Below are 4,099 nucleotides of genomic sequence, written 5' to 3' on the forward strand. Positions count from 1 at the left end.
GCGCCTACGGCGCATGCGCTTCGACGACTCGGACGCGAGACGGGCCGCGAACATCGCTCGTAAGACTCGCTCCGTGGTGGCCGGGTTCGGTTGGAATTCTGATTGATCGACGTATTGCCCTGCGGCACAGTACTTCCTGATCGGCGAAATCCAGGTGTCTTCCCACGTGGATGTGAACGGCAACTACCAACCCCGCTCGAGTAGTTTTACGCGGTTGGGTGCCACCATCATTCAGCAAACTCGGTATCCATGAGTAATCCCAACGCCCGGCCGAAAACCTCTTCGGCCTTCCTCGCGCAAGCCGCGATCGCGTTCGGCGTCAGCTTCTTCGGGACCGGCGTCGGCATCTTCTACCTGCCACTCGATATCGCACAGCGCGGCTTCCTCGGCATGTCCGTGCTGTTCCTGGTGTCGAGCGCGTTCACCCTGGCGAAGGTCGTTCGCGACCAACAGGAATCGGCCAGCATCAGCCGCCGCTTGGACGAGGCGCGAATGGAAAAGCTGATGGCCGAGCACGATCCGTTCAAATCCGTCGCCTGATGGCGCGTACCTGGGCGAGTCCGGCAACGAGGGGTTCGGGCCCGCCCAGGTGTGTGCTCTATTTCAGCTGGTGCTCACGGGCCGAGGAGATGGCCAGGTACTCCCGGATCCGATCCGCCAGCTCGCCCGACCAATCCGGCGGCTGCGCGATCGCGGCCCACGCATCCAGAACCAGATTTCCGTAGTTGTGCCCGTGTCCGTCACTGACGCTCTGCGCTCTGGGCAGATCCGCAGCGACCTGCCAGAACGTGACGATCGGATACCACGCCATCCGCGAGGACACATCGGGACCGCGCGGTTCGCGCAGCCAATCCGGTTCGCTGAACAGCAGATCCGGCGACCACCAGACCACCGGATCGGAGGCGTGCTGCAGATAGGCGATGCGGGGTGGCAGCCAGTTGTCCCCAGGCTTCCACAGGTCGGCGCGGCTGTCGGAGAAGCGCACCACCAGTCCGTCAGCGTAGGTCGGCAGGATCTCCGGTGTGCCCGGATCGCGGCGGGCGGTGAATTCACTCCACAGCCGGTTGGAATTCGGCGGTCCGACCCACAGCACGCCGTCGGTCTTCGATCGGATATCGGCCAGACCGGTGAAAGCACCTTCGGAGCCCTGGGATCCCAGACTCTCGCCGTAGACGAGCAGCTTGGGCCGCGCATCCTTCGGCCGGGCCGACCAATGCTCGTAGACCTTGTCGAAGACCAGCTTTCCCATCTGGGTGGCCTTGTCCTTATCGGACAGGAACGACAGCACACTCGGCAGATAGGAGTACTGGGTCGCGGCAATCGCGGTGTCGCCGTTGTACATCAGCTCGATGGATTCGGCGCTGGACGAATCGACCCAGCCGGTGCCCGTCGTCGTGACGACGACCAGCACCTTGCGCTCGAATGCCTTGGTGCGCTCCAACTCCGCCGCGACCAATTCGGCCTGCGCCTCCGGTCCGTCGGCCGATTCCAATCCGGCGTAGACCCGAATCGGTTCGCGCGCGGACTTTCCGGTGACCTGGCTGATATCGCCCGCGCTCGGCACGAACGAGACGAACCAGCGGCCCTCGGACCCGAGCGTGTCCCAGGCCGCAAGCGAATTCGGACTGCCGGAGCGCTCCGGCAGCTGCGGCTGCACGGCATTCGGCGAGGTGTGGCTGTTGCGCACGCTGAAGGCCGAATTCGCCACGTCGAAAAAGACTTTGGTGAGCACGCCGTTGAACAGCAGCACCATCGCGACCACCACGATGAGCACTCCGGTCGGCACGGCCAATTGGCGCGGAAAATGGGCACGCCTGATCAGCTCGAATGCGATCGAACGAACGAGCCGCCGCAGTATCCGGAACACCGCGATGACGATCGCGCCGACCAGCGCACTCATACCGCCGGTGCGCAGGAACCCGGAGGTCGTAATCGGTTCCATGCCCATGAGCGCCGTTATTTCGCGCTGCCAGCGGGCCGATTCGACCAGCAGGAAAACAGCGACGCCGAGACAGGCGAGCACAATGGTGGTCTTGACCGCACCGGACAGCCATTTCGGCCGCTTCGCCCACACCCGCGTGACAGCGGGGGGCAACTGAGCGGCCTTGCGACGCAACGGTTTCCGCAACCACTTGCGGTAAATCCATTCGAACAGACAGCCGACGCCGTAGCCGATGACCGCATTGATCCCGCTGACCAGCCCCTCGAACAGCCAATCCCGTGGCAGCAGTGAGGGTGTCAGCGACCAGCCGAAGAACACCGTGGCCACGATGAGGCCGACGTAATTCGGATGGAAGAAACGCTCGACGGCGCCGACGATTTTGCCGACGCCCCCGCGTAGGACTGCCGAGACTTCACCAGCCTCCGGCGCGCTCAAACGGCACTGGCTCCGAACAGCTTCGGCAGCGTGCCCTCGTGCGCCTCGCGCAGGTCGTCCAGGGTGATCGAGAACTGGCCCTGCACCTCGACGGAATCCGAGCCCTGGTCGACCACACCGATGCGCACCCACGGCAATTCGCGCGCGGTGCACATCTTGGTGAAGCGGGTCTCCTCCGAGCGCGGCACCGCGACGAGCACCCGGCCCGCCGACTCGGAGAACAGCTGCACGAACGGATCCGAACCCTCGGGAAGCAGAATGCGGCAACCGGTTTCGCCCGCCAGCGCGGCCTCGACCACGGTCTGGATCAGACCGCCCTCGGAAAGGTCGTGCGCCGCACTGATCATGCCGTCGCGCGAACCCGCAGTCAGCACCTCGGCGAGCAGTTGCTCGCGGGCGAAGTCGACATTGGGCGGCACGCCGCCGAGATGGTCGTGCGCGACCTGCGACCAGATCGAGCCGCCGAATTCGTCGGCGGTCTCGCCGAGCAGGATCAGCGTCTCGCCCGGCTCCAGGCCGAGTCCGGTCGGGATGCGCCGGTGCACATCGTCGATCACGCCGAGCACGCCGACCACCGGGGTCGGCAGAATGGCGTCCTGACCGGTCTGGTTGTAGAAGCTGACATTGCCGCCGGTGACCGGAATGCCGAGGGCCACACAGCCATCGGCGAGACCGCGCACCGCCTGCTGGAACTGCCACATGACGCCCGGATCCTCCGGAGAACCGAAGTTGAGGCAGTTGGTGACGGCCTTCGGCGTCGCGCCGGTGGTGGCCACATTGCGGTAGGCCTCGGCCAGTGCGAGCTGCGCGCCGGTGTAGGGGTCGAGCTTGGTGTAGCGACCGGACGCGTCGGTGGCCAGCGCGATGCCGCGGCCGGTCTCCTCGTCGATCCGGATGACACCCGCGTCGGCGTGTTCGGCGAGCACGGTATTGCCGCGGACGTACCGGTCGTACTGCTCGGTGATCCACCGGCGGCTGCACAGCTGCGGGCTGGCGACCATCTGCAATACAGTGGCGCGCAGTTCCTCCGGGGTCTTCGGCCGGGGCAGCGTGTCCGGGGTATCGGCGATGAGCGCGTCCTGGAAATCCGGTCGCTGGACCGGGCGCTCGTACACCGGGCCCTGATGCGCGACGGTGCGCGGCGGCACATCGACAACGGTCTCGCCGTGCCAGCTGATCACCAGCCGGTCGCCCTCGGTGACCTCACCGATAACCGTGGCCAGCACATCCCACTTGTGACAGACGGCCATGAACGCGTCCACGTTCTCCGGCGTGACCACCGCGCACATGCGCTCCTGCGATTCGCTGGAGAGCACCTCGGCCGGGGTCATCCCCTTGGCGCGCAGCGGCACCCTGGTCAGGTCGATATGCATGCCGCCATCACCCGCGGCCGCGAGTTCGGAAGTGGCACAGGACAATCCGGCACCGCCGAGGTCCTGGATACCGACCACCAGCTTGGCCGCGTACAGCTCGAGACAGCACTCGATGAGCACCTTCTCGGCGAACGGGTCGCCGACCTGGACGCTGGGCAGTTTCTTGCGGCCGGTGCCGGACTCGTCACCGGAGAAGGTGTCCGAGGCGAGCACCGAGACGCCGCCGATGCCGTCGAGGCCGGTGCGCGCGCCGAACAGAATGATCTTGTTGCCCGCGCCGGAGGCGAAGGCAAGATGCAGATCCTCGACCCGCATGACACCGGCGCACAGCGCGTTGACCAGTGGATTG

At 65.9% G+C, this 4,099-nt stretch carries 3 protein-coding genes; 1 reads left to right on the forward strand and 2 read right to left on the reverse strand.

All coding sequences use genetic code 11. The features are described from left to right. Positions 1 to 249: 249 nt before the first annotated feature. Positions 250 to 540, forward strand: a complete 291-nt coding sequence (locus tag NP3_RS27360; protein ID WP_063044483.1) for a YiaA/YiaB family inner membrane protein — start codon at positions 250 to 252, stop codon at positions 538 to 540. 58 nt (positions 541 to 598) lie between these two features. Here the strand turns inward: NP3_RS27360 and NP3_RS27365 are convergent, their stop codons facing one another. Both NP3_RS27365 and purL read right to left on the reverse strand, forming a co-directional pair. Continuing rightward, positions 599 to 2,377 (reverse strand): alpha/beta hydrolase, encoded by a 1,779-nt coding sequence (locus tag NP3_RS27365; protein WP_063044484.1) that lies wholly within the window; start codon positions 2,375 to 2,377, stop codon positions 599 to 601. Next, the coding region (purL, locus tag NP3_RS27370; protein WP_063044485.1) for a phosphoribosylformylglycinamidine synthase subunit PurL at positions 2,374 to 4,099 on the reverse strand (1,726 nt) is incomplete at its 5' end. The genes NP3_RS27365 and purL, both read right to left, overlap by 4 nt.

It is taken from the genome of Nocardia pseudovaccinii NBRC 100343 (genome assembly GCF_001613225.1).
GTDB lineage: Bacteria > Actinomycetota > Actinomycetes > Mycobacteriales > Mycobacteriaceae > Nocardia > Nocardia pseudovaccinii.

What these genes read in the sequence shown, in the direction of transcription:
- NP3_RS27360 (WP_063044483.1), top strand. Translation starts at nt 250, where the DNA reads ATGAGTAATCCCAACGCCCGGCCGAAAACCTCTTCGGCCTTCCTCGCG.